A 22,367-nucleotide genomic window follows, 5' to 3' on the forward strand; every position below is an offset into this window, starting at 1 on the left:
GTCACTCGTAGGTTAGGGTCATGCCCCCATCAAACAACAGGTCGCCGCCGTCGAGGTGTCGGCCGAGATCGGAGAAGCCGAACAGGAAGAGATTGGCGACGTCGATCGGCTCCATCATCTCCGTGACGCGGGAGTGGCCCAGCATGACGTCCTCGATCACCTCGTCGACGGAGATGTCGCGCTGTTCGGCGGTGTCCTCGAGTTGGTTCATCACCAGCGGCGTCTTTACGTAGCCGGTACTGACCGAGTAGGCGCGGATCTCGCCCTCGCCTTCGGCCGCGATCGACTGGGTGAGCCCCCGCAGTCCGAACTTCGAGACGTTGTAGCCGACCTTGTCGCTGGTCACGTAGTGGCCGTGGATCGAGCCCATGTTCCCCACACAGCCCTGCCCGTCCGCCGTCTCGCGGAAGTGGGGAATACAGCGCTTCGAGAGATACAACGGCGCACGAAGCATGATCTGGTGCATACGATCGTAGGTGTCCATGGGGAACTCCTCGATCGAGTCGATGTGTTGCATCCCGGCGATGTTCGCGAGATACTTGAGATCGCCCAACTGCGCCGCCTCCTCGACGATCCGCTCGAGGTCTTCATCGCTGGTCAGATCACCCACGATCGACGTGATCGACCCCTCGAGGCCGAGTTCCTCGCCACGGTCGATCGTCTCCTCGAGGCCGTCGGCGTCGATATCCGTCGCCGCGACGCTGAGACCGTTCCCGGCGGCGGCGAGTGCGGTCGCCCGACCGATCCCCGAGCCAGCCCCCGTTACGAGACAGACGTTTCGGCCGATAAACGAGTTGTCGTCGATCGACTGAATGTCCTCTCGCGTCACTGTCGGCGCCGTAAGCTGTGGTTCAGACATCTCGTGTTCTCAGTATACGTTTCCTCGAGACACGCTAAAACACGACTGTTAACATATCAACAACGAGCCGACCGAAAGCCGAGAATCACGACCGGCTCTTGTTCACTCCCACCGGTCGATGTTCGAGAATATGCAGGACTCTCAAGATAAACAGTGAAATATTAATACCTTGTATGTTACCTGGGACCTAGTATGATCGACCTCGACATCGATATGCGACAGTACGACTGTCCGTTCATCGACACGACTGACGATGTCGACATCGCCTTCTCGGCCGTCCAGTGGCAACTAGATACCGACGATGCGCAACTCGAGACGCGGTTGATCGCGAAAGGGGAGTCGACCGGTGCACTCGAGGCGGGGCTCCACGAACTCCGTTCACACCCGAACATGCGTGAGTGTTACATCCTCTCGAAGCGCGACGCCGTCGCCGAGATCGGAACGACGATCGAGGAGACGAACGCGATGCGGACGATTCAACACCACGGCGGCTACATCACCGGCCCCTTCCGGATCGAAGACGGCCGCGAACACTGGCACGTCGGCTTCGACGACGACCGCGACGAGGATCACGCACTCGCCGAACTCGAGCGCCACAACGAGTTCACCGTCGAGGATCGCGACCAGGTCGGTCCGACGGCGCTGTTCGACTTACTCGAGAACTCCGACAGCGCGCTTCGACTGCTCGAGGGCTGTCGGTCGCTCACTGAGACCGAACGCGAGACGTTCGAGGTCGCCTCCCGAAACGGCTACTACGAGACCCCACGCGAGACGACACTCGACGAGTTGGCGGACCACTTCGACGTCTCGAAGACCGCCGTCTCGATGAACCTCCGCCGGGGCGAGCGAAAGGTCCTGAAAGCCGCCTTGGGGGCGCTCGAGGACATGGATGGGGCGCGCCACGTCTGAGACGGACTGCGGTCGACACTGACCGCCGACCCCGCCGCCGACAGCCGGAACCGAGGGCGAACCCCCGGATTAGGCCTCGATGATCTCCTCGTCGTCGTCCGCCGGCACGGCGAGCGAACCGTCGAGGACGGTCACACCGCGACCGCCGACCCGGACGTCACCGTCGACGCGAACGCGGACCAGCCCCGGCCGGTCGACGTAGTGGCCCTGCTCGAGGCGCAGTTCCTCGGGGAAGTCGTCGTCGAACGCGCCGAAGTGGTCGAGATACGCGCCGACGGCACCGCTTGCGGTCCCCGTAACTGGATCTTCGGGCACGCCGGCCCCGGGTGCGAACATCCGCCCGTGGAGCGTCGATTCTCGCTCGAGAGCGTCGAACGTAAAGAGATAGACGCCGGTCACGTCGAGCGCGTCGGTCAGTTCCTCGATCGTCTGCATCTCGGGGGCGGCACTCCCGAGATCGGAGAGATACGTGATCGGGACGACCAGAAACGACAGGCCAGTCGAGGCCACCGCGAGCGGAATGTCGTCGCTCGCGCCCTCGAGGGCGGCCTGCTCGACCCCGAGCGCGTCGGCGACGCGGTCGTAGCCGATGTCGACCTCGCGAACCTCAGGTCGTTCCTGTGTCATCCAGACCGTGCCGTCGTCCTCGAGGGCGATCTCGAGGTCGCCGACGTTCGTCTCGAGCGTCGTCGTGCCGGGCTCGAGACCCTCGTCGTAGAGGTGGGCAAACGAGCCGATGGTCGCGTGCCCGCAGAGATCGACCTCCTGAGTCGGCGTGAAGTAGCGAATCCGCCGATCAGCGCTTTCGCTCGAGCGCAAGAAGGCCGTCTCACTGACGGCCATCTCGGCGGCGATCGCTTGCATCTGTGCGTCCGAGAGGTCGTCCGCGTTCGGGACGACGCCGGCCGGGTTGCCAGTCAGGGGTTCGTCGGTGAAGGCGTCGACCTGTAAGACTCGAGTCGTCTGCATACGCCATCGGTCGGCCGAGTGACGTATCAATCCTCGGTCGTCGGCTGGACGGGCGACTCAGTCGTCTCCGGCTTCTTCGACCGACCGATCGGTCCACGTCTCATCCGACGGCAGCATGGCTGACTCGTGGGTTCCGACAGGGGGACGGTTCACCTCAGCGGCTGGCGACGACTCGAGGTCGATTCCGGACTCGAGGCGGTCCATCTCACCGTCCGCACGGTCTCGGGCGTCCTGATCGATCCGCATCGAGCAGAACTCGACGCCGCACATCGAGCAGAAACGGGCGTCTTTGTAGTTGTCTTCGGGCAGCGTCTGATCGTGATACTCGCGGGCGCGGTCGGGATCGAGCGCGAGGCGGAACTGCTCGCGCCAGTCGAACGCGTAGCGGGCCGACGAGAGGGCGTCGTCCCAGTCTCGAGCGCCGGGGTGGCCGCTTCCCACGTCGCCCGCGTGGGCGGCGATCCGGTAGGCGGCGAGGCCGTCGCGGACGTCGTTCTCGTCGGGGAGACCGAGGTGTTCTTTGGGCGTGACATAACACAACATCGCCGCGCCAGCCTGGGCTGCCATCGCGGCCCCGATGGCGCTCGTGATGTGGTCGTAGCCGGGCGCAACGTCGGTCACCAGCGGGCCGAGCACGTAGAAGGGCGCGCCGTCACAGACCTCCTGCTGGCGCTCGACGTTCTCGGCGACTTTGTTCATCGGGACGTGGCCCGGTCCTTCGACCATCACCTGTACCCCGCGGTCCCAGGCGCGCCGGGTCAACTCGCCGAGCGTGTCGAGTTCGGCGTACTGGGCCTCGTCGCAGGCGTCGGCCAGACAGCCCGGTCGCAGGCTGTCGCCGAGGCTGAACGTGACGTCGTGGTCGGCGAATATCTCACAGATCTCGTCGTAGATCTGAAACAGCGGGTTCTGCTCGCCGTGGGTTTCCATCCACGTCGCCATTATCGAACCGCCACGCGAGACAATCCCCGTCGTGCGACCGTCGGTCAACGGCAGGTGTTCCGCCAGAATCCCCGCGTGGATCGTCATGTAGTCGACACCCTGCTTGGCTTGCTTCTCGATAATCTCGAGTAACAACTCAGTCGTGATTTCCTCGGGACTCCCCGCCTGCTTGACGGCCTCGTACAGCGGCACCGTTCCAATTGGCACCGGTGAGTGGTCGATGTGGGTCTCGCGGATTTCGTCGAGATCACTGCCGGTGCCGAGATCCATCACCGTATCAGCCCCGTAGTGAACCGCCGTGTGCAGTTTCTCGAGTTCCGTCTCGGGGTCGCCCGTCGTCTCGCTGTTGCCGATGTTTGCGTTGACTTTCGTCGCGAACTCCCGGCCGATTATCATCGGATCGAGTGCCTCGTGATAGGCGTTCGCTGGGATCACGGCTTGTCCGTCGGCGACCTGCTGTCGGACGAACTCCGGATCGCGGTTTTCGCGGTCGGCGACGTGTGCCATTGCCTCGGTGATCGTTCCCTCACGGGCGGCTTCGAGCTGGGTTTGCACCATTTACAACTAGGTTGTATTACTAAGTTATATAGCACTTGTGCTACTCGCTTCGAGGAGCGATACGAGCGTCTCGAGACACGGTGGTCGGTCCCCGGGATCGGTTTCAGCCCACTTATGAGGGTCGCGTCCCCTCACTCGAGTAGATAGCACCATGTCCGATCTACCGGACGACTTCGACTGTACGATCACCAACTGGGAGTATATTTACGGCCTGTGTCGCGACGTCGGCGACGAGGTTCGCGACGACGCGTTCGAACCCGACGTCGTCGTCGCGCTCGCCCGCGGAGGCTGGTTTGCGGGCCGTTGTCTGTGTGACTTTCTCGGACTCGACGATCTGACGAGTCTGAAGATGGAACACTACGTCGGGGCCGCAGAGAAAAGCGACGAGCCGACCGTTCGCTACCCCATGCCGGAAGGTAGCGTCGCAGGGAAAGACGTCCTCATCATCGACGACATCGCCGACACCGGCGGCTCGATCGAGCGCGCCCACGAGTACGTCACCGACCGTGACGCCGGCGAGGTTCGGACCGCAACCCTCCAACTGCTCGGCACCAGCGAGTACGAGCCCGACTACGTCGGCGAGCATCTCGAGGAGTGGACGTGGGTCGTCTACCCGTGGAACTTCATCGAGGATATGATCGATCTCATCTCGAGTGTGATGGCACAAGCCGATCAGGAGTCGTTCACCCGGACGGAGATCCGCCACTATCTCGCCGCGTTCCACGGCGTCGATCGCATCGAAATGGAGATCGCCCAGCCCGATCGGATTCCCGAAGTGCTCTCCGAGATGGAGCGACGAGACGTGCTCGAGTCGGCCGGCCCCGGCGAGTGGAAACTGGCTGACGACTAACTCGGTTTCGCCGTTACTCTGTGACGGAGTCCGTCTCGGTCGGCGCTGCCTGTTCCGGCCCCGAACCATCGTCGTCGACCAGCGACTTCTTCCATGTCCCACGGGTAAACCACACGACAGCAGCGAGTGCACCGACGATGTCGCCGACGACGACGCCGGTCCAGATACCCGTGGTGCCCCAGCCGGCGACGAAGATCAGATAGTAAGTGACCGGAACGCGGACGATCCACAGCCCCAGCACGGAAAAGACGAGCGCCGTCTTCGTGTTCCCGGCACCCCGAAACGCCCCCAGCATGACTTGCATGATACCCATGAAGACGAACGCGACCGCGGCGAACTGGAGATACGTGACGCCGTACGCGAGGGTTTCGGCTCGTCCGGCTGTCTCGGCCGTGAGGAACACCGCAACGAACGGCTCGGGAAAGAGGATGGCGAGCGCACCGGCGACGGCCATGATCCCGCCGATCACACCCGAGGCAAGCCACGTCGCCTTCGCTGCCCGATCGGCCCGCCCAGCGCCGAGATTCTGGCCGACGATCGAATCCGTCGCCTGCCCCATCCCCATCGCGGGTAGGAATGCAAGCGAGATCAGCCGGTTACCCAGCCCGTAGGCCGCGACGACCGCCGGCGGGAAGGTGACGACGATCGCCGTCATCGCAACCATCGCCAGCGCCGTCATCGACTGCTCGAGCGCCGTCGGCACGCCGAGTCTGGTGATCTCGGTCACGTACTCGAGGCGCGGGCGAAAGTGGGCAATCTCCATGGTGGGGCCGGTCGTCGTGTAGTACAGCAGATAGAAGCCGATCACCGTGGCGAGCCCTCTCGAGACGACGGTCGCGACGGCAGCGCCTTCGATCTCGAGTCGGGGAAACGGTCCGACACCGAAGATGAGCAGCGGGTCGAGTGCGAGGTTGACGACGACACTGATGACCATCACCCGCATTGGGGCACGGGTGTTGCCGTAGCCGCGCATGAGTGCCGCGAAGATGAAAAACCCAAAAACGAACGGAACGCCGAGGAAAAAGATCCGTAGATAATCCCCAGCAAGCGGGAGGATTGCGGCCTGCGTGTCGCTATCGGCGGGGAGTGCGGCGAGCATCGGGTCCGTCGCGACGTAGCCCACGATTCCGAGCACGATCGCGAGCAACGAGATAAACGAGATCGTCTGACCGGCGATCAACCCGCCCTTGCCGCTTTCGGCACCCGTATGCTGGGCGATCAGGATCGCCCCTGCGGTGGTGAAGCCGGCCCCGACCGCGATCACCAGAAACAGCAGTGGAAAGGCGAGGCTCACCGCGCCGACGGCGTCTGGTGAGAGTGCGCCCAGCCAGAACGTATCACCGACGTTGTAGGCGACCTGTAACAGTTGGATGACCACGAGTGGCCAGGCCAACTGGAACATCGGTCGGACGAGGCTCCCTTCCGTGAGGTTGCTCTCGTCCGACACCTCGCCGGAGGACATACTTCAACACAGTTGCTCGTCGTACTTCATGGCTCGTGAGATGTGATAGCTGTGGTCAGTATCCATGTATTATCGTAACAACTGAACCGATGTACACACAGCTATCGTGCGAGTTGATGTGCAGTGACTTACAGTGGCTACTCTATCTGTCGCCACGCTCAGATCCAATCGACACGCCCTCGAGCGACCGATCGTTCGGGCGGCCGCCGTCCAACCGTCGACCATCCCATTTCCTTGGCCGACATTCAGTCTGACGAAAGCGTACCGATTCGACATATTTCTGCCGAGAATAGACTATTCTTCTGAAATGGAATAAAAGCACAAAGGAATCTCTGCATATGGAAAGGTTTACATCATTATGAAAACCTGCTCCGAGTAACGCGTATGAGTCCCCAGTCATCCCTCCCTTCTCGTCATTCGGACGATCCCTCCAGCGGCTCCGCTTCGGAGGGACCACACGAACTCTCTCAGGACGAAATCTTTCATCTTTTACAGACCAATCGCCGGCGAGATACCATCCGTTATCTGCTCGAGTTGGACGATGAGTCCGTCAGAATGCGCGACATCGCAGAGCACGTCGCCGCGCTTGAACACGAGACGACGGTTCGGGAGTTGACATCCGCTCAGCGCCAGCGCGTGTACATCCCGTTGTATCAGTCACATCTGCCGAAACTCGATAAGAAAGGCGTCATCGAGTACAACAAATCGCGTGGTATCGTCCGATCCACCGACCGACTGGAGATTTTCCGGCCACATCTCGAGCCGTACGACGATGCTGCGTCGGCGGACGCCGATCGCTCGATCGCCGTTCATTTCGTCAACGATTACTACGCGACGGCAATCGCGGCGAGTACGAGCTTGCTGGTCGCCTCGATGCTGGGTCTGCTTGCACTCCCCGGCGTGATGCTCGGCACGATCATCACCATTCTCTTCGTCCTTGCGACGATCGGAACGAGCTACGGCTACTCGTTTCCATGGGCTCGAACGACGGAGTAGCTCGTCGGCTGCGTTATAGTAACAACTGAAACGATTTACACACTGACCGCACAGCCGTCGTGCAGTCAGGTGTGCAGTGACTTCAGTGGCTACTATAGCGTCTCGGTTTCGTCGAGTCGGCGATCAATCAGCGATCGCTTCGCTCGAGTCCGTCTCGACTGTCGCGTCTTGCACCCAGAGATCACCGAACAGTTCGTCCTGCTCGAGGCGGATTCGACCCCGGTGGGAGAGAAACAGCAACGCCAGATACGTCATCACGCGTGAGCCACCAACGGCTTCGATTTCAGCGAACAACACTTCATCGCGGCCCTGCTCGTACTGGCTTGCAAGCGCATCCTCGACGGTGTCGATGACCGTCTCGATATCCTCCTCGTGGGTCGTGTGCGTGACATCGTCGCTGGTCGGCTCGTCGTCGACCCGGAAGTCGTCGTCCGAGTGGTAGTTCAGCTCCTGCATCCCGCGGTCGTACCCGCGTGGCGAGTCGCTCGTGTCGTAACTCCGGGACTCTTTCCATCGCGTATCGCGTTCGGCGCTGCGGAGCTCCCGAACCAGTTCGTCGAGCGTCTCCGGCTTCCCGCGAGCGTGTTTGCGCTCGAGGCGACGTTCCATCTCCGCCTCGAGGCTCTCGATGGGATCGAAGCCGGGTGCCGGCCCGCCGCCGTCACCCCCGTCCACTGGCCCCTCGTCGGCAAAGGGGGCTTCCCACGGCGGCAGCTCCTCTTCGTCGGGCTCGTCCGGCGTGAACAGCTCGTCGCTTTTCATCCGCAGGAGGACGCTCGCGTAGAACAGCGCCCGGCCGGAGGTCCGCAGGTCGGCGTCGTCGAGCGCCTCGAGGAACTTGTCGGTCACGGCGACGATGTCGATATCCCACGGATCGATCTCGCCGTCTTCGGCGAGTTGGACCAGCAGTTCGACGGGTTCGACATCGTCGCCCCCCGCTTCGTTGTCGCCACTGTCGCCGTCGTGTTCGTCGCCTTCTGAAAACTCGAGAACTGTCGACTCGTCGGCTCCCGGTCGCTCGCGCTCGTCGTGGCCGGCGATCTGCAGTGGGATGTCGTCGTCCTCAGTCACTTGCTGGCACCTCCTCGCCATCGCCGTCGCTGCTGAGATCGATCCCGGTCACCGCGCTCACGTTGTCCTGTTGCATTGTGACCCCGATCGCCCGTTCGGAGCGGTCGAGCATGGCCGAGCGATGCGAGACGACGACGAACTGCGCCTTCTCGGAGAGTTCGTCGACCATCTGGCCGATCCGTTCGGCGTTGACGGCGTCGAGGAAGGCGTCGACCTCGTCCAGTGCGTAGAACGGGGCCGGGTTGTGGCGCTGGATCGCGAAGATGAAGGCCAGCGCCGTCAGTGACTTCTCGCCGCCGGACATCGCATCGAGTCGCTGGATCGGCTTGTCGCCGGGTTGGGCTTTCATCGTCAGCCCGCCGTCGAACGGATCGGCCTCGTTCTCCAGATGGAGCGTCCCGGTCCCCTCCGAGAGCTTCTCGAAGATCTCCGTGAACTGCTCGGCGATCTCGTCGTAGGAGTCCATGAACGTCTGTTTTTTCAGCGTCTCGTACTGCTCGATTCGGTCGCGAATCCCCTCGCCCTCCTCGACCAGCGTCGCCTTCGCGTCCTCGAGGTCCTCGAGATCGTCTCGCACATCGTCGTACTCGTCGATCGCGAGCATGTTCACCGGCTCCATCGCCTCCATATCCGCTTGCAACACCTCGATCATCTCGAGGACCGTCTCGTGATCGGGCACGTCCTCGGGATCGTAGTCGCCGACCTCGGCCTCGAGGCTCTCGATCTCCCACTCGAGGTCGCGCAGCCGGCTGCGTGCGTCCTCGAGTTTGCTCTCGACGGCGTTGACCCGATCCTGTTGCTGGTCGCGTTCGGTTCGGGCCGTGGAGAGTTCCTCTTTGAGGTCGCTGCGCTCGGCTTTGAGTTCGGTGAGTTCGTCCTCGAGTTCCGCGACGGCCTCCCGTTTGTCCTCGAGGCTCTCGCGTTTCTCAGCGATCGCGGCCTCGCAGTCCTCGATCCGGGCTTCCTGTTCGGCTTTCCGGTTTTGGGCCGTCTCGATGTCGTCGTGGAGGTCCTCGATCGCGTCCTCGGCGTACTCCTTTTCCAAGCTCAGTTCGTTGAGTGTGCTGTCGAGATCCGCGATGCGATCCTCGCGGTCGTCGATCTCGTCCTCGATCTCCTCGATCTCGGCGGTGAGTTCGGGAATCTTCGAGTCGGCGAGTTCGGTCTCGAGGTCGTCGATCTCGGCTTCGATCTCCTCGACTTCGGCCGTCTTCGTCTCGATCTCGCGGGAGAGTTCGGTCATCCGCTCGTCGACGGACCCCCGCTCGGTCTCGAGGTCGTCGAGGTCGTCTCGGAGTTCGTCGATCTCGGCTTCGATCGACTCGCGTTCGTCCGCGAGGCTCTCGAGTTCGGTTTCGATCGAGCGCACCTCGTCGGCCGCATCGGTCTTGCGGTCGCGGGCGTCGTCGAGGCGTTCTTCGACGCCACGAAGCTCCTCGCGAAGGGAGTCGCGCTGGTCTTGCAACTCGGTGATCTGTTTCGCGACGCGCTCGAGTTGGCCCTCGCCGCCGCCGGTAAAGGAGTACCGCGAGCCGCCGCCAGAGCCGCCGGTCATCGCGCCGCTTTTCTCGACCAAGTCGCCGTCGAGCGTGACCATTCGGTAGTCGCCCATGTACGAACGAGCGGTCTCTAAGTCTTCGACGACCAGCGTGTCGCCGAGGACGTACGAGAAGACGTCGGCGTACTGCCCGTCGAAGTCGACGAGGTTGTACGCGAAGTCGACCACGCCGGGATCGCTCGGCGCGTTGGGCAGCCGGCGCTTGTGCATGTCCGTCATCGGGAGGAACGTCGCCCGGCCTGCGTTGCGCGATTTGAGGTGGTCGATACACTGCTGGCCGACGACGTCGTCGTCGACGACCACGTTCGCGAGTCGCCCGCCTGCGGCCGTCTCACAGGCGACGGCGTACTCGCCGGGGACGGTCCCAAGCTGGGCGACCGCGCCGCGGACGCCGTTGATCCCTGCGTTCAGAATCGTCGTCACCGCACGGCCGAACGAGGAGTCGCCGCTTTTGCCCGCGTTGGCCTCGAGTTCGGCGTACTCCTGTTGTTTCGCCTGAATCGTATCGTCGACGTCGTCGAGATCCGACTGGAGCCGGCGCTTTTCACGTTTGAGGTCGTCGACGACGCCCGCGATGTTCTCGCGGTTTTTCTCGGCCTTCTCGAGTTCGCGCTCGAGGTCGGCCCGTCTGTTTTCGATCTCGGGGAGGTCCTCACGGCGTTGTTCGATCGTCGCCTCCTTTTCGCTGATCTCGTTCGAGCGCCGCCGGGCTTCGTCTAACAGGCGGTCCTGTTCGCGCTGGAGGTCGTTTTTCTCGGTTTTGACCGCCTCCAGCTCGTCTTTTCGCTCGGCGAGGTCGGCTTTCAGCTCGTCGAACTCGGTGTCGACGGCGTCGATCTCTGCTTCGAGTGACTCGCGTTCGGCCTCGCGGTCCTGAATCTCGCTTTTGACCTGTGCTTTCTCGAGTTTGTGCTCGCGGATCTCGCCGGCGAGGTCTTCGATCCGTTCCTGTTTGCGATCGATTTTGACGAAGGCCTCGCGGCGCTTCGATTCGGCGTCTTCGATCGCGTCCTCGCTGGTCTCGATTTTGTCCTCGAGCCGTGAGATGTCGCCTTTGATCTCCTCGATCTCGCTTTTGATCCGGAGCTGTTCGTCCTCACCTTTGCGCTCGATTTCGGCGTTCAGATCTTCGAGGTCTTCTTGCAAGCGGACGACTTTCCCCTGTCGTTCGTCGAGTTCACGCTGGAGGTCGGTCAGTTCCTCCTCGAGGTCTTCGACACGCGTCTCGGCGCTCGCGAGTTCGTCGCGTTTCTCCTCGAGTTCGCTGGCCTTCTTGTAGCCCTCGTACTCCTCCTTTTCATGCCGCAGCCGTTGGTATCGAAGGGCTTCCTGGCGTTCGTCCTCGAGTTGGGTGAGTCGGTCGCGTTTCTCCTCGATACGGAGTTCGGCCTCGTCGATCCGCTCTTCGACGACCTCGAGTTCCTCGAAGGCGTCTTCCTTTTTGGCGTCGAACTCCGCGACGCCGGCGATCTCGTCGATGATCTCCCGGCGGGCATGGGGCGTCATGTTGATGATCTCGGTGACGTCGCCTTGCATGACGACGTTGTAGCCCTCGGGCGTGACCCCCGCCTGTGCGAGCAGGTCCTGAATGTCCGAGAGGTTGACCGAGCGATCGTTCAGATAGTAATAGGAGTAGTAGTTGTCCTCGGTCTCTTTGACCCGCCGACGGATGCGAATCTCATCGGCGTCACCAACGTCGTCGCTGCCAGCGGCGTTGACGACCTGCGAGCGCGTCAGCGTTTCGTCGCTGTTGTCGAGAATCACTTCGACGGTCGCCTCGCGCGGGCCGGTCGAACGGTTGCCATCCTCGTGGCCGGGATTGTAGATCAGGTCGGTCAACTTCTCGGCGCGAATACCGCGCGTGCGAGCCAGTCCGAGCGCGAAGAGGACGGCGTCGATGATGTTCGATTTACCGGAGCCGTTCGGCCCGGTGACGACGGTGAAATCCTCGTAAAATGGGATCTTCGTCTTGCGGCCAAAGCTCTTGAAATCGTCCAGAATGAGTGCCTTGATATACATATGTTAGCCAGCCCTCCGTCTCGTCAGGGAATCGTGACCAGTCGTTCGCGAATCGAGTGGGGCCGCGACGCTGCCACGCAGTTATGCGACAATAATGTCGTCGCTACCTGAGTCTTCCGTTTCGTCGGTGGAAGTCTCCTCGTCGGCGTCCGCATCGGCCGTCGCTTCGGCGACATCGTCGGGCGCTGCTTCCTGTGTCGTTTCGGCGTCTTTCTCTGCCGTCGCGCTGCGTCGCTCGGGAACGCGAGTCGGCGTCTCGGTATCGAGTTCGGCCTCAAGGACGCGAATGCGTTCTTTCGCCTCGATGAGTTCCTCCGTCAGCCCTTCGACCGTCGACTCGAGTTCTGCGACTGTCGACTCGAGTTGCTCGACACGGTTTTTCGACATATCATCTAGCGGTTCGTCCGCCCACATAAACATACGTCAGACACAGCTAACCGTTCTGGTACGTTCACGCTGTGGACCGTACTCGTCATGGAATCGAATGAGAAAGACTGTTGGACCGATCGCCAGTCACGGATCGGCGACCGGTGGTCACTGCCGACAGCAATCCCTATGAGCAGCCGGTCTGCAGATCAGTTGTCGTCTTCGCGCCACTTGTGTTCACACTCGGTGCAGATGAAAAAGCGCGTCTCGGATTCGTCGGCCGATCGGATCTGTTGCATATACCAGTGGGCGCGGTCGTTTCCACACTCGGGACAGTGGGTGTCGGTCTCCGGCAGCGACGTCTCGCCGGAGGACTCGATGACCTCACTCGCTTCCTGATCGTCCGTGACGGTGTAGTCGGACGTGTCGCCTTTCGGTTTCGTATAGCCACAACTGCCACACTCCCAGAGCCCGTCGTTGGCTTTCATCATCGAACCGCATTCGTCACAAAATTCCATCGTTGTCCGGGCTACGTCTGCCAAGTGACTTAAGCGGAGCGTTTAACGTCAACTGCCTCGGGGTCAAGTCCCGTGGCATCCGCCTCGCAATTCTGTGAACGGCCACCCGAGTTACAACCGTCCGAGAGTGGTCACAGTGGGCACCGTCTCGGTCTCAGTGTGTTGGACGGGATTCTGATTTTTATATACCCACTCGTACTATCCCTCGAGCATGTTCGGAACGAGCGGTATTCGCGGCGAAGTCGGTTCGGAAGTGACGGCCGAGTTGGCGCTGTCGGTCGGTCGAGCGCTCGCCTCGGAGGGGTACGAACGCGTCGTCGTCGGCCGTGACGTCCGCGAGAGCGGGACGATGTTGGCCGACGCACTCGCCGCCGGTGTTCGAGAGTGTGGCGGCGACGTGGTCGACGTCGGCGTCGCGCCGACACCGACCGTTGCCCGCGGCGTCGACTGGCTCGAGGCCGACGCGGGAGTCGTGATCACGGCCTCGCACAACCCGGCCACGGACAACGGGATCAAACTCTGGTCACCGAGCGGGCAGGCCTTCGACACCGAGCGTCGGGCGGCGATCACCGACCGCGTCGAGAACGAGCGCTACGACCTCGAGGACTGGACCGGTATCGGCGACCGCAGTCACCACGACGGCGTGCTCGAGCGCCACGTCGAGACGATTGTCGACAGTGTCGAGGGCCTCGAGGGTCTCGAGGTCGTCGTCGACGTCGGCAACGGAGCCGGCAGCGTCACGGCGGACGCACTGGTCGAACTCGGCTGTCACGTCCGGACGCTCAACGCCCAGCCCGATGGGCGGTTCCCGGGGCGACCCAGCGAACCCAACGCGGAGACGCTGACGGATCTCCAGCAACTTGTCGGGGCGACGGATGCCGACCTCGGCATCGCTCACGACGGCGACGGTGACCGGATGATGGCTGTCGACGAGCGCGGTGAGTTCGTTCCGAAAGACCTCCTGCTGGCGCTGTTCGCTCGCGAGGCGGCGGGCGACGGTGAGCAGGTCGCCGCCCCGTTGAACACCAGCCTCGCCGTCGACGACGCGCTCGCAGCCGTCGGCGCAAGCGTCACACGCACCGCCGTCGGCGACGTTTACGTCGCAGAGCGAGCAACCGACCCCGGGGTCGTCTTCGGCGGTGAACCGAGCGGCGCGTGGATCTGGCCCGAGGAAACGCTCTGTCCCGATGGTCCGTACGCGGCCTGTACGCTCGCCGCGATGGTCGCTCGAGACGGCCCGCTCGGAACGGCGGTCGACGCCCTCGAGACGTATCCGATCCACCGGACCGCGATCGACGTCGAGAACAAGGCTGCCGTGATGGATCGTGTCGAGGCGACGGTCCGCGAGCGCGATCTGGCGTTCGATGCGCTCGATGGCGTTCGCATCGAGTACGACGACGGCTGGACACTCGTCCGGCCCAGTGGCACCGAGGCACTCGTCCGCATCACCGCGGAAGCACGCGATCCACAGCGCGCCGAGGAACTGTTCGCGGACGCTCGTGCGATCGTCGCCGACGCGGCCGACGCGGGGACAGAATAAGCCGGCCTCGAGCACGAACTGCCGCGGTTGGCCAGTCCTTATCGTTCGCCGGCCAGCGCGGAAAAGAGCCGGTCTTCGAACTCGACGCCGCTGATCCCCTCGGAAGGGCCGATCCCTTCCATGTGATCGACCGACACCTGCCCGCCGCCCATCCGGGCGTGGCCGCCCGCGTTCGCCATTGGAATGTCGCTGACGGCGTGGCGGAGGGTCTCGCCCATATGGACCCGGTCGTCTCGAGAGCGACCCGAGAGATGGATCGTGCCGTCGTGTTCGCCGTAGACGACGACTGCGGTAACGCCCTCTAACTGCATGAGTTCGTCTGCGGCCTGTGGAATCGCGTCGACGTTCGAGAGTTCGCCGACGTCACAGACGGCAAAGGGACCCTCGACGCGTTTCTCGGTGATCGCCGTCGCTTTGATCTGTAAGACGTCGTCGCTGACCTGCGGGTTGGCGATTCGGTCCAGCAGATCCTCGTCGATACCCGGAAAGAGCGTCGCACAGGCGTCGAACTCCGCGCTCGAGCAGCCGTTGGTCAGATGGTTCGTATCCGAAAGAACACCGTAGAGCAGCCCGGTCGCGAGTTCGTCCGAGACCTCGAGGGCAGCCTCCGCGTCCGGGTCGACCGTCGCATCGAGTTCGTCGAGATACTCGACGAGAATCGTCGATGCCGCCCCGTACGCCGTTCTGACGTCGGTAAACTCCGTCCCCGTCCCGTTTCCGGGGTGATGGTCGACGACCGCGATCGGTTCGATGGATTGAGAGCCCGCAAACCCACGCGGCGTGTTGTGGTCGACGAGCACGACGGCATCAGCGGCGAGCTGTGAACTCGCCTCGATCGACTCGAGGTCGACGTCGAGGACGGTTCGAAACGCCCGGTTTTCCTGATGGCGGATCTCGCCGGCGTACTGGAGGGTGGTGTCGGTGCCGACGGCGGCCGCGATGTCCGCGACCCCCATCGCACAGGCCATGGCGTCGGGGTCCGGGTTCGGATGCATGAGGACCGCGACGTCGTCGTACTCGCCGAGCAGTCGCTGGAGGTGGACGCCGGGTGGTCGACGAAACCAGCGCACGACCCACCAGCTTCCGACGCCGACCGACGCGATCGCCAACACGACGAGTGACAGGACAAGCGGCTCGAGCGATCGTGCCGTATCGACGACTGGCTCGAGCGATCGGGCTGCATCGACGGCGGGATCGATCGCTGCGACGTCCACCTCGAGCGACGGCTCGCTCGAGATGGTCCGGGTTCGCATATCACACAATTATATCGAATCCTCAAGAAATTTCCCCCGCAGGTGATGGCCCCGTTATTCGCTGGTGGCGTCGGCGACGAACGCGTCGACCGCATCCCGGTACCCCTCTCGATACGTCGGATACGCGAACTCGTAGCCCAGTTCGCGCAGTTTCTTGTTGGCACAGCGTTTACTCGTCAGCAGTCGTCGCCGCGCGGCTTCCGAGAGGTCGTCGTCCGCGAGTCGCGCTTCTTTCGTCCGCTTTGGCGGCTGCTCGACGCCTGCGGCGTCAGCCAGCCAGTCGGCAAAGACCCACTTGTCCGCGGGTTCGTCGTCGACGACCTGCACGACCGCACCGCGGGCGAGGTCCTCCTCGAGCAGGTAGCGGACGGCTCCCGCGGCGTCGTCGCGATGGACCATGTTCAGGTAGCCCTCGACGACGGGGCCCTCGAGATAGCGCTCGAGGCGGTAGCGGCCGGGACCGTACAGTCCCGCAAAGCGAGCGACAGTGCCCTCGTAGCCGTACTCGGGTGGCAACTCGCGGGCGATCCGCTCGGCCTCGGCGAGCACTTCGGTCTTCTCAGTTGTGGGCTCGAGGGGCGTCTCCTCGTCGACCCAGCCGCCGTCGTGGTCGCCGAGAACCCCCGTCGAGGAGGTGTACAGTAGTCGCTCGGGTGTGTGCTCGCGCTCGCCGAACTGTTCAATCGCCGTTTGCAGCCCCTCGACGTAGACCTCGCGGGCCGCCTCGGCACCGCGGCCGCCGCTGCTGGCGGCGAAGACGATGGCATCGACATCCGGCACGGCCTCGAGTCCGGCTGGATCGGTGATATCGGCCGTGACGGCCGCGAAGCCGGCGTCTTCGATCGCCTCGATACCCTCCTCGGATCGGCGAACGCCGATCACATCGTGGCCGCGAGCGGTGAGCTGTCGGCCCAGCTCGAGGCCGACGTGTCCACAGCCCAAAATTGCAACGTCCATGCCCACAGTCGCGCCTGAACGAGTATAACTACCCTGCTCGCAGCGAGACTGGCTGGCACCGGTTGATCGTCGCCTCGAGTCAGGGCGCGCCGTCGGCGATCACGTACTGAATGTGGACGAACTCGGCGAACGACATTGGGGAGCGCTGTTCGATCTTCTGTTGGATCTCTTTCGCCTCGAGGTCGATGTCGATGTGGCTCTCGATCGCCTCGACGTCGAGGACGGCCGTCGACATGCCCAACAGGAGATGTTCACAGGCGATGGTCACGATCTCGTCGGCGTCGGGTTCGCCGTCCTCGAGCGCCAGAATCTGGGCCGCCTCGGTGAGCGTGAGGTCGGGCGACTCGCCCTCGAGTAGCGCCTCGAGGGTGTCGTGGGCGACGTCAGTCGCTTCGGCGACCTCGTCGGGGCCGTGCTGTTCGATCACCGACCGGAGGTCGGCGTCGTACTCCGCACGGAGGTCAGCGGGCGAGTCGGGAACGGTCATCCGCTGTTCGTAGAACATGCCAGAGAACACGGGTATCGCGCTGAAAGGTATTGCTATCGTCGCCACTTCTTGCGGTGGGACGGCTGTCACTCGAGGCCGATCCGAACAACCGATCAGTCGGCGAGAAACACTCGCTCACCGGAACGTTCAACAGGCTACCGTTACATACACGTGACATGAAAGTCGCCCTGATCGGTGTTGGACAGGCCGGCGGCAAAGTAACCGAACGACTCGCCCGATTCGACGCGGAGATGGGTTTTGGAGCCGTTCAAGGGGCGTTGGCCGTCAACTCCGCGAAACCAGACCTCCAGTCGCTCGAGTACGTCGACACCCAACTGATCGGCGCGGACCGAGTCAACGGCCACGGCGTCGGCGGCGACAACGAACTCGGCACCGAAGTCATGCAGTCGGACATCCAGCAGGTGCTGGGCGCACTCGACGGGCGTGTCACCTCGAGTGCCGAAGCGATCTTCGTCGTCGCGGGACTCGGCGGCGGCACCGGCAGCGGCGGTGCGCCGGTGCTCGTCCACCACCTCCAGCAGGTCTACGACGTGCCCGTCTACGCGCTCGGTATCCTGCCGGGGCGCAACGAAGGGGCGCTGTATCAGGCCAACGCTGGCCGCTCGCTGAAGACGATCATCCGCGAAGCCGACTCGACCCTGCTCGTCGACAACGACGCGTGGCACGAGCAGGGCGAAAGCGTCGAAGGAGCCTTCGAGACGATCAACGAGCGGATCGCCAAGCGCGTTGGGCTGTTGTTCGCCTCCGGCGAGGCCGTCGAGGGCGTCGGCGAAAGTGTCGTCGACTCGAGCGAGGTCATCAACACGCTTCGAGCCGGCGGCGTCGCTGCGCTCGGCTACGCCACCGAACTCGCGAGCGAGGACAGCGCCGAGAACATCCGAACCGCGATGAGCGTCTCGCGACAGGCGCTGTTGACGGGGACGAGCCTGCCCGACGCGACGACAGCTGACTCGGCCCTGCTGGTGATCGCCGGCGACCCCGACCGAATCCCCCGCAAGGGCGTCGAGCGAGCCCGCCGCTGGCTCGAGGACGAAACCGGCAGCATGCAGGTTCGCGGCGGCGACTTCCCGCTCGAGAGCGATCGTCTCGGCGCGCTCGTCTTGCTCGGCGGCGCCGAACGCTCCGAGCGCGTACAACAGTTCATGGAGCGCGCACGCGAGGCGAAACGCGCACGTGAGGAAGAGCAGACGGACCACGCCGCGCAGTTCGCCGACGACCGACTCGAGGACCTCTTTTAGCGACGGCTTTCGATCAGCCGACGGGTCGGTGGTCGAACTCGGTTCAACTGTCTGTGTCGGAACTGAACGAGAGCTCGACCGGCTCCGTGTATTTATATATCGTCGCCGAACCCGTGTCACGGCCCAACACAGCCGAGGACGGCCGTGTCAACCGTTTTCAGGGGTTTTGGTACCGGTACATTTAAATTGAAGGCGACAGTAGAGATGAGTACCAGAACGCCACCGGGGCGCGTATCGCTCGACGATCGATGACAGGAAATCTTATTCACCGAGGTTTCGCAGATTGTGAGCGCACGCTGTTCACTGTCGCGTCTCCCACCGATGGACTGACCCCCGAGCGACGGGTGTCGACTCCGTTCGAGACGCCGATCGCCCCCCGGTGCGGGTATGGCACAGAGGTTTGACTAACACATGGTAGACGAATCACAGAACATCGAACTTACAGAGGACGACCTAGAAAACAAATCGAAAGGCCAGCTTATCAAGATGGCCGGGCAGCTCCGAGACCGGCGAAACGATCTCAATCAGATGGCCTCCGAGCGGGCTTCCAACCGTGACGACTTAAACGCTGAGACGCGCGAGAAGGTCGACGAAGCCCAGGAACACCGCGAAAAGCGTGACGAGCTCAACGAGCAGGTCCAGGAACACAAGGACAAACGCAACGAGCTCAACGCCGAGGCCAACGAACTCTTCGACAAAGTCGAACAGCTCAAGTCGGACATGGAACTCGACGAGGGCAAAGACTTAGAGGAGCTCAAAGAGGAGATCGAGCAACTCGAGTTCAAACAGCAGACGGAAGTTCTCTCGAGTGAAGACGAGAAAGAGCTGATCGAGAAGATCGAGTCCAAGCGCGAGGAGTACGAAGAGCGCAAGCAGAAACTCGACCAGAACGAGGACCTCGAGGCGCTCGTCGAGGAAGCCGAGGAAGTGCGTTCGGAAGCCTCGAAACACCACCAGAAAGTCACGGAGCTTGCGGACAAGGCCCAAGAACATCACAACCAGATGATCGAGGCCTACCGCGAAGCCGATGACATCCGTGACGAGGCCGACGAGATGCACGAATCCTTCGTCGAGGCTCAGGAGGCCGCCGACCGCCACCACGAAGACTTCGTCCGCGTCCAGAAGCGTCTGCGCGAACTGGACAAGAAAGAAGAAGAACAGCGCAAGTCCCAGCGCGACAAGAAGAAGGAAGCGGCCAAAGAAGAGGCCGAAGAGATCTATCAGAAGTTCAAGGAAGGCGAGACGCTCGACACCGAGGACCTGATGAAGCTCCAGAAGACGGGGCTGCTCTAACTCGGTTCGTCCACCTGTGTCTTTTTGCGGTTTTTCTCCACCGGCGTGAGCGACTGCGCTGGCCTCGAGTCACTCAGGAGTGTGAACACGTACGCTTAACTCGCCAGCAGCCACAGATGCTGGCATGATTCGAGGTGGTGACGATGGCTAGCGGTCGTGGGATCGCACGTCTGTTGATCGTCGTGGTCGGAGCTGCGGTGTTCGCCGTGATTGGAGTCTCGTTGTTCGTCGTGTATCCGGCGTCGATGGCCGATCTGGCTGGCGTCCTCGTGGCGCTCGTCGTCGTCGTTGCCGGGATTCGAATCGCCGGCAGCGTCGCTGGCTCGCTCTTTCCGGGCTACGACGTCGCCGAGGTCGCCGTCGAGGGGCCGATTACCCGCGACGGTGGCGGGGGGCGACTTCCCTCGAGTCCACGGGGGACGCCGGCTGACGACATCGTCGATCAGATCGACCGGGCCGACGAGGACGACAACGTCGACGCATTGCTGCTGAAGCTGAACACGCCGGGTGGCGAGATCGTTCCAAGCGACGACATTCGGCTCGCTGCCGAACGGTTCGACGGCCCGACGATCGCCTACACGACCGACGTCTGTGCAAGCGGCGGCTACTGGATTGCAAGCGGCTGTGATGAGCTCTGGGCTCGCGACGGCAGTATCGTCGGCTCAATCGGCGTCATCGGGTCGCGCGTGAACGCGAACGACCTCGCCGAGAAAGTCGGCCTCTCGTACGAGCGACTCGCGGCGGGCGAGTACAAAGACGCCGGCACGCCGCTGAAAGAACTCGAGGACGACGAACGGGAGTACCTCCAGGGGTTGATCGACGACTACTACGAGACGTTCGTCGAACGAGTCAGCGACGGCCGCGACTTAGAACCCGAGTTCGTCAGAGACACCGAAGCACGGATTTACCTCGGCGAGGAGGCCTACGAGATGGAGCTGGTCGACCACCTCGGCACACGTCGTGAACTCGAGGACGAACTGGCGGATCGACTCGACAGGGACGCCGTCGCGGTCGAAGCGTTCGAACCCGAGCGACCGCTGATGGCTCGGATTGGCACCGGTGCCCAGCAACTCGCCTACGCCTTCGGGGCCGGCATCGCCGGTATCGCGGAGGATCGAGAGTTTCGGCTGCGGCTGTAACCCGTCTGTCAACGCTGGCACCGTATCGAACGAGTGAGTGGTTTTATCGTCACACAGCATGGAACGGATATCGTGACAACGCTGGTCGTCTGTCTCGATCGAACCGACGACGTGGGCCGCAAGACCGGCCTTCGGTCGCCCGTCGTCGGCTGGGAAGCCGTCCGCGCGCTGGTGACCGACGTCGGACTGGCTGATCCGGAGGACTCGGGAGTGAACTCCCTGCTCGAGACGCTGCGCGTCGCCCAGGACTTACGAGACGAGAACGAAGACGTCGTCGTCGCGGTCGTCTCGGGGGACCGAGAGTCGATGGTCTCGGCGGATCGGGCGGTCGCCCACCAGCTCGACGAACTCGTCGCCGAGTACGATCCCGACTCAGCCGTCGTCGTCATCGACAGTGCGGAAGACGAGCGGCTGGTACCGATCGTCGAGAGCCGTATGCAGGTCGACTCGGTCGACCGTGTCGTCGTCCGACAGGCTCGAGACATCGAATCGACGTACTATCTGCTCAAGCAGTTTCTCGCCGACGAGGAGCTCCGACAGACCGTGCTGGTCCCCATCGGACTCACGCTGTTGGTCTTCCCGATGCTTGCGACCCTTGCCGGGCCTGCTGAGGGTGCCGCGGCGATCACGACCGTGATCGGTGTTTTCCTGCTGTATAAGGGCTTCAACATCGACGAACTCGTCACCGGACTCGCCCATCAGGCACGCGAATCGCTGTACTCCGGGCAGGTGTCGGTCGTTACCTACGTCGTCGCCGCCGGCCTCACGTTCGTTGGGCTCTTTGCGGGCGCACTGGGTGTCTCGAGTCTCGAGCACACCGCGGGCGTAGTGGTTCCGGCGATGCAGTTCGCCTTCGACAGCGTGCCGTGGCTCGTGATGGCTGCGCTAACGGCGAGTGCCGGGCGGCTCCTCGACGAAGCGATTAGCGACGAGCCGATCCGCAGTTCGTATCTGAGCTTGCCCTTTATTGTCGTCGCGGTCGGGCTGGCCGTGCGTGGCTTTTCGGCGTACGTCCTCGAGCAACAGGGCGTCATCGACCCGTTCGTCGTCCCGGCCGCCGAGTTCGGTGCGCTCTCGAACGAGAGTTTCGTCGTGACCGCGGGCGAACGACTCGCCTTGTTCGTCGTGACCGCGATCGTGATCAGTCTCATCGGTGCACGGGTCGCATCGTCCGTCAGCGAGAACGGGCCCGACGAAGAACCCGACGGCAGTGCTGAGTCCGACACGGGCACTGAGCCGGACGCCGCGCTCCGTCCACAATCGGAGCTGACCGACGGCGGGCCGACGGAACCGCCCGCAGACGGATCGGACAGCAGCCGTGCGGATGGGCACAACGAGTAGCCCGATCACCTGACTCGGTAC

At 63.1% G+C, this 22,367-nt stretch carries 19 protein-coding genes; 8 read left to right on the forward strand and 11 right to left on the reverse strand.

What is annotated here, in order from left to right:
* Position 1: 1 nt before the first annotated feature.
* On the reverse strand, positions 2-859 hold the full coding sequence (locus C495_RS12620) for an SDR family NAD(P)-dependent oxidoreductase (RefSeq protein ID WP_008163490.1): 858 nt from the start codon (positions 857-859) through the stop codon (positions 2-4).
* A 192-nt stretch (positions 860-1,051) separates the two neighbouring features.
* Between C495_RS12620 and C495_RS12625 the strand changes: the two genes are divergently transcribed.
* On the forward strand, positions 1,052-1,768 hold the full coding sequence (locus tag C495_RS12625; protein WP_008163492.1) for a helix-turn-helix domain-containing protein: 717 nt from the start codon (positions 1,052-1,054) through the stop codon (positions 1,766-1,768).
* A 69-nt stretch (positions 1,769-1,837) separates the two neighbouring features.
* On the opposite strand, the gene C495_RS12630 is transcribed toward C495_RS12625, so the two are convergent.
* Both C495_RS12630 and thiC read right to left on the reverse strand, forming a co-directional pair.
* Positions 1,838-2,737: a PhzF family phenazine biosynthesis protein gene (locus C495_RS12630; protein ID WP_008163494.1), complete on the reverse strand. Its 900-nt coding sequence runs from the start codon at positions 2,735-2,737 to the stop codon at positions 1,838-1,840.
* Between the two features lie 57 nt (positions 2,738-2,794).
* Positions 2,795-4,237: a phosphomethylpyrimidine synthase ThiC gene (gene thiC / locus C495_RS12635; protein WP_008163496.1), complete on the reverse strand. Its 1,443-nt coding sequence runs from the start codon at positions 4,235-4,237 to the stop codon at positions 2,795-2,797.
* A 151-nt stretch (positions 4,238-4,388) separates the two neighbouring features.
* On the opposite strand from thiC, the gene C495_RS12640 reads away from it, so the two are divergent.
* Positions 4,389-5,087, forward strand: coding sequence for a phosphoribosyltransferase (locus C495_RS12640; RefSeq protein WP_008163497.1), 699 nt, complete (start codon positions 4,389-4,391; stop codon positions 5,085-5,087).
* Between the two features lie 13 nt (positions 5,088-5,100).
* Here the strand turns inward: C495_RS12640 and C495_RS12645 are convergent, their stop codons facing one another.
* Positions 5,101-6,549 (reverse strand): MATE family efflux transporter, encoded by a 1,449-nt coding sequence (locus C495_RS12645; RefSeq protein WP_008163499.1) that lies wholly within the window; start codon positions 6,547-6,549, stop codon positions 5,101-5,103.
* A 477-nt stretch (positions 6,550-7,026) separates the two neighbouring features.
* Between C495_RS12645 and C495_RS12650 the strand changes: the two genes are divergently transcribed.
* Positions 7,027-7,545 carry a DUF7344 domain-containing protein gene (locus tag C495_RS12650; RefSeq protein WP_449406475.1) on the forward strand — a complete coding sequence of 173 codons (519 nt, stop codon included), beginning with the start codon at positions 7,027-7,029 and terminating at the stop codon, positions 7,543-7,545.
* A 123-nt stretch (positions 7,546-7,668) separates the two neighbouring features.
* Here C495_RS12650 and C495_RS12655 read toward each other — a convergent pair whose 3' ends face one another.
* The 4 genes from C495_RS12655 to C495_RS12670 all read right to left on the reverse strand — a co-directional run bounded on the left by C495_RS12655 (position 7,669) and on the right by C495_RS12670 (position 13,077).
* Positions 7,669-8,637 (reverse strand): segregation/condensation protein A, encoded by a 969-nt coding sequence (locus tag C495_RS12655; RefSeq protein ID WP_049890341.1) that lies wholly within the window; start codon positions 8,635-8,637, stop codon positions 7,669-7,671.
* Positions 8,609-12,193, reverse strand: a complete 3,585-nt coding sequence (gene smc / locus C495_RS12660; protein WP_008163505.1) for a chromosome segregation protein SMC — start codon at positions 12,191-12,193, stop codon at positions 8,609-8,611. The genes C495_RS12655 and smc overlap by 29 nt, the downstream gene beginning before the upstream one ends.
* Positions 12,194-12,274: 81 nt before the next feature.
* The gene (locus tag C495_RS12665) at positions 12,275-12,580 is read right to left on the reverse strand and encodes a DUF7518 family protein (protein WP_008163507.1); all 306 of its coding nucleotides are present in this window, start codon (positions 12,578-12,580) and stop codon (positions 12,275-12,277) included.
* A gap of 188 nt (positions 12,581-12,768) precedes the next feature.
* A complete protein-coding gene (locus C495_RS12670) occupies positions 12,769-13,077 on the reverse strand; it encodes a transcription factor S (protein WP_008163509.1) in 309 nt (102 codons plus the stop codon).
* 211 nt (positions 13,078-13,288) lie between these two features.
* Here C495_RS12670 and glmM point away from each other — a divergent pair, with 211 nt between their 5' ends.
* On the forward strand, positions 13,289-14,617 hold the full coding sequence (glmM, locus tag C495_RS12675; protein ID WP_008163510.1) for a phosphoglucosamine mutase: 1,329 nt from the start codon (positions 13,289-13,291) through the stop codon (positions 14,615-14,617).
* Positions 14,618-14,655: 38 nt separating this feature from the next.
* On the opposite strand, the gene C495_RS12680 is transcribed toward glmM, so the two are convergent.
* The 3 genes from C495_RS12680 to C495_RS12690 all read right to left on the reverse strand — a co-directional run bounded on the left by C495_RS12680 (position 14,656) and on the right by C495_RS12690 (position 17,332).
* Positions 14,656-15,870, reverse strand: a complete 1,215-nt coding sequence (locus C495_RS12680; protein ID WP_008163512.1) for a DHH family phosphoesterase — start codon at positions 15,868-15,870, stop codon at positions 14,656-14,658.
* Between the two features lie 54 nt (positions 15,871-15,924).
* On the reverse strand, positions 15,925-16,827 hold the full coding sequence (locus C495_RS12685; protein WP_008163514.1) for an SDR family oxidoreductase: 903 nt from the start codon (positions 16,825-16,827) through the stop codon (positions 15,925-15,927).
* Between the two features lie 79 nt (positions 16,828-16,906).
* On the reverse strand, positions 16,907-17,332 hold the full coding sequence (locus tag C495_RS12690) for a DUF5791 family protein (RefSeq protein WP_008163516.1): 426 nt from the start codon (positions 17,330-17,332) through the stop codon (positions 16,907-16,909).
* 158 nt (positions 17,333-17,490) lie between these two features.
* Between C495_RS12690 and C495_RS12695 the strand changes: the two genes are divergently transcribed.
* The 4 genes from C495_RS12695 to C495_RS12710 all read left to right on the forward strand — a co-directional run bounded on the left by C495_RS12695 (position 17,491) and on the right by C495_RS12710 (position 22,346).
* Positions 17,491-18,573 (forward strand): tubulin/FtsZ family protein, encoded by a 1,083-nt coding sequence (locus C495_RS12695; protein WP_008163519.1) that lies wholly within the window; start codon positions 17,491-17,493, stop codon positions 18,571-18,573.
* 411 nt (positions 18,574-18,984) lie between these two features.
* Positions 18,985-19,866 carry a coiled-coil protein gene (locus tag C495_RS12700; protein WP_008163521.1) on the forward strand — a complete coding sequence of 294 codons (882 nt, stop codon included), beginning with the start codon at positions 18,985-18,987 and terminating at the stop codon, positions 19,864-19,866.
* Between the two features lie 143 nt (positions 19,867-20,009).
* Positions 20,010-21,005, forward strand: a complete 996-nt coding sequence (gene sppA / locus C495_RS12705) for a signal peptide peptidase SppA (RefSeq protein ID WP_008163522.1) — start codon at positions 20,010-20,012, stop codon at positions 21,003-21,005.
* Between the two features lie 72 nt (positions 21,006-21,077).
* Positions 21,078-22,346 (forward strand): DUF373 family protein, encoded by a 1,269-nt coding sequence (locus C495_RS12710; RefSeq protein ID WP_049890344.1) that lies wholly within the window; start codon positions 21,078-21,080, stop codon positions 22,344-22,346.
* The last annotated feature ends 21 nt before the right edge of the window (positions 22,347-22,367 follow it).

Source organism: Natronorubrum sulfidifaciens JCM 14089 (assembly GCF_000337735.1).
In the GTDB taxonomy this organism is placed as follows: domain Archaea; phylum Halobacteriota; class Halobacteria; order Halobacteriales; family Natrialbaceae; genus Natronorubrum; species Natronorubrum sulfidifaciens.